Annotated in this window: 1 protein-coding gene; it reads right to left on the reverse strand. The window is 72.8% G+C overall.

Annotation, left to right across the window (positions count from 1 at the left end; genetic code table 11):
- The coding region (locus JGS39_RS37375; RefSeq protein ID WP_219574236.1) for an SDR family NAD(P)-dependent oxidoreductase at nucleotides 1-4184 on the reverse strand (4184 nt) is incomplete at its 3' end.
- Between the last annotated feature and the right edge of the window lie 57 nt (nucleotides 4185-4241).

A 4241-nucleotide genomic window follows, 5' to 3' on the forward strand; every position in this document is an offset into this window, starting at 1 on the left:
GTGCCGCTGATGCCGAACGAGGAGATTCCGGCGCGGCGCGGGCGGTCCAGTACGGGCCACGGGCGCGCCGCTGTCAGCAGGGAGACGTCACCCGTTGTCCAGTCGACCTGGGACGAGGGCTCCTCCAGGTGGAGGGAGCTCGGCAGGACTCCGTGCCGCATCGCCTCGACCATCTTGATCACTCCGGCGATGCCCGCGGCGGCCTGGGCGTGCCCGATGTTCGACTTGATCGAGCCCAGGTACAGCGGCTGGTCCGCGGGGCGGCCCCGGCCGTACGTGGCGAGCAGTGCCTGCGCCTCGATCGGGTCGCCCAGGGTGGTCCCGGTCCCGTGGGCCTCGACCGCGTCCACCTCGGCGGTGCCGAGTCCCGCGTTCGCGAGGGCCTGCCGGATGACGCGTTGCTGGGACGGGCCGTTGGGAGCCATGAGCCCGTTGCTGGCACCGTCCTGGTTGACGGCGCTGCCGCGCAGGACGGCCAGCACCGGATGCCCGTTCCGGCGGGCGTCGGAGAGCCGTTCGATCACGAGCACGCCCGCGCCCTCGGACCAGGCGGCGCCGTCGGCGGCCGCGGAGAACGAGCGGCACCGGCCGTCGCGGGACAGCCCGCGCTGCCGGGCGAACTCGATGAACGTCTCGGGGGTCGACATGACGGTCACACCGCCGACCAGGGCGAGCCCGCATTCGCCCGACCGTACGGCCTGGGCGGCCAGGTGCAGCGCCACCAGGGACGACGAACACGCGGTGTCGACGGCCAGCGAGGGCCCTTCGAGACCGAAGGTGTACGAGACGCGGCCGGGGCCGAGCGATCCGGCGGCGCTGTTGCCCGCGTAGTCGTGGTACATCGTGCCGGTGAAGACTCCGGTCGCGGTGCCCTTGAGCGAGAGCGGATCGATCGTCGCCCGCTCCATCGCCTCCCACGCCACCTCCAGCATCAGCCGGTGCTGCGGGTCGGTGGTCAGCGCGTCGTTCGGGCTCATGCCGAAGAAGCCGGGATCGAAGTCGGCGGCGTCGTGCAGGAATCCGCCGTGGCGTACGTAGCAGGTACCGGGACGGGTGGACTCGGGGTCGTAGAGCCGTTCCAGGTCCCAGCCACGGTTGCGCGGGAACTCGGTGATGGCGTCGACACCGTCGTCGACGAGCCGCCACAGGTCTTCGGGCGAGCGCACGCCGCCAGGGTAGCGGCAGGCCATGGAGACGATGACCACGGGGTCGTCGTCGGCGGTCCGAGCGGCAACCGCGGTGGGCGCGGCGGCCGCGCTGTCGCCCGCGAGCAGCGTGTCCAGGTGCCCTGCGACGGCACGGGCGTTGGGGTGGTCGAAGACCAGGGTGGCGGGCAGCCGCAGTCCGGTGGCGGAGGCGAGCTGGTTGCGCAGCTCCATTGCCGTCAGGGAGTCGAACCCGATCTCGGTGAAGGCCCGGTCGGGTTCCACGTCGGCCGCCGACCCGTGACCGAGTACGGAAGCCACCCGGTCCCGTACGAGGTCGAGCAGGGCCCGCAGCCGCTCCTTCGGCGCCAGGGCAGCCAGGCCGGACCGGGGCTCCTGAGCGGCGGCGGAGGCGGCACGCGCCTTGCGGCGTACCAGGCCGGACAGGATCGGCGCCGGCGGTTCCGCCGCGCGCAGGGCCCTGAGGTCGAGCCGGACCGGAAGGAGCAGCGCCTCGTCCGACTGCCCGGCCTCGTCCAGCAGTGCCAGCGCGTGGCCCGGCAGGAGGGGTTCCACACCGGACCGGCTCATCCGTCGCAGGCCGGTGTCGTCCAGCCCGCTCGCCATCCCGTCGCCGTCGGCCCACAGACCCCACGCGAGGGACTGCCCCGGCAGGCCGAGGCCCTGCCGCAGGACGGCCAGAGCATCCAGGAAGGCGTTACCGGCGGCGTAGTTGGCCTGCCCCGGGTTGCCGAGGACGCCCGCGACGGACGAGAAGAGAACGAAGGCGGACAGGTCAAGGTGGGCCGTCAGCTCATGCAGGTTCCACGCCGCGTCGATCTTCGGCCTGAGGACACGGGCCAGTTGGCCGGCGGTGAGCGAGCCGAGGGTGGCATCGTCCAGCACCCCCGCGCAGTGGACGACCGCTGTCGGCGGGTGCGGGGTCAGCAGGGCGCGGACGGCCTCCCGGTCGGCGAGGTCGCACGCCGTGACGGTGACTTCGGCGCCCAGGTCTGTCAGTTCGGCGCACAGTGCGGCGGCTCCGGGGGCGTCAGGTCCGCGGCGGCCGGTGAGCACGAGACGCCGGACGCCGTGCGCGGTGACGAGATGACGGGCGACGAGAGCACCGAGCGTGCCCGTACCACCGGTGACCAGCACGGTCGCGTCGTCACCACCGAACGGAGCGCGGTCCGCCCGGTCCGGCGCCGACGGGACACGGACCAGCCGCGGGACCCACACACCGCTTCCGCGGACTGCCGACTCGGGTTCGCCCGAGGCGGCCAGGGCCGGGGCGTCCGGGGTGAGGTCAGGTCCGATGTCGGTGAGCAGAATCCGTCCGGGGTTCTCCGTCTGAGCAGACCGCACAAGACCGGAGACGGCGGCGGCGGCCGGATGGGTGAGCGTCTCACCCGGCAGGGCGACCGCTCCCCGGGTGACCACGAGCAGCCTGCTGGATGCGAACCGCTCTTCCGTCAGCCACTCCTGTACGACACCGAGAGCGCGAGCGGTCAGTTCGTGGGCGCCGGACACCATGTCGCCGACGGGCGGCGGGCACTCCCAGACGAGGACGGCGGCCTCCGGCACGGGGCCGTCGTGCCGGTCCTCCCACCGCACGGCGACGGCCTCGGGCGCGACGGGTGCCGGGGCCGGCGTGAGCGGCGTCCACCGCACTGAGTACAGGGAACCGTTCGGTGCCGTGCCGGCCGTGGCCGTCACGGCCACCGGCCTGGTGACGAGGGCGCCCACGGAGAACACGGGGCGTCCCTCGGTGTCCGCTCCGTCCACGGTGATGCTGTCGGGACCCGCGGGTGCAATCCTCACCCGGAGCCGGGCCGCGCCCACGGCATGGAGGCGGACCCTCTTCCACGCGAAGGGGAGCCGCGCCGTTCCCTCTCCGCCGGGCTTCGCACCGGGGTCGTCGACGAGCGAGGCGTGCAGCGCCGCATCGAGCAGCGCGGGGTGCAGACCGTAGTGTTCCGCGTCCGGGACCGCCGCCTCCGGCAGGGCAACCTCCGCGAAGGTCACGCCGTCACGCCGCCAGGCCGCTTCGAGCCCCTGGAACACGGGCCCGTAGTCGTACCCGTGTCGGGCCAAATCCTCGTACACATCGCCCAGTTCGAGCGGCGAGGCGCCATCCGGGGGCCAGACGGCGGCGTCGAATCCGGGCACGGCCGCGTCCGGGAGCAGCACACCGTCTGCGTGCAGGGTCCATGGTTCGTCGCCCGCTTCACCGTCCTCGTCCCGCGCATGCACGGTGACGCTCCGGGCGCCGGTGCCGTCGTCGGCCCCGACCAGGACCCGGATCTGGACGCCGCCGCGGGGCGGCAGCACCAGGGGCACCTGAAGGGTCAGCTCGTCAAGGACGTCGCATCCGACCTGAGCGCCGGCGCAGAGCGCCAGTTCCACCAGGCCCGCACCGGGAAACAGAGCGGACGTGCCCATGCGGTGGTCGGCAAGCCAGGGCTGGGTGTCGAGGGACAGCCGGCCCGTCAGTACGGGCCCGTCCGCTCCGGGAAGGGTGACAGCGGCACCGAGCAGGGGGTGGCCGGCCTGGTCGAGCCCCAATGATCCCGCGTCGAGTGCTCCCGGTTCCGCCTGCATCCAGTACCGCTCACGCTGGAAGGCGTAGGTGGGCAGATCGACGCGACGGGCACCGGTGCCCTCGAAGAACCGGGCCCAGTCCACCGGCACACCGGCCACGTGCAACTGACCCAGCGCGGTAATCGTCGCCGCCACCTCGGGACGGCCCTTACGCACCAGCGGAACGAAGACCGCAGTCTCCGCGTCCACCGACTGCTGCGCCATCCCACACAGCACACCGTCCGGACCCACCTCGACGAACGACGTCACCCCACGCGACACGACAAACGACACCGCATCCGCGAACCGCACAGCCTCCCGCACATGCCGCACCCAGTACGACGGCGTCGTGACCTCCTGCGACAGCTCACCCGTCACTCCCGACACCACCGGAATCGACGCGGCCCCGAACGACAGCCCGGCCACCACCGCCCCGAACTCCGCCAGCATCGGTTCCATCAACGGCGAATGGAACGCATGAGACACCCGCAGCGTGCTCGTCCTACGGCCCTCACC

The sequence above is a fragment of the Streptomyces poriferorum genome, assembly GCF_019399235.1.
Lineage (GTDB): Bacteria > Actinomycetota > Actinomycetes > Streptomycetales > Streptomycetaceae > Streptomyces > Streptomyces poriferorum.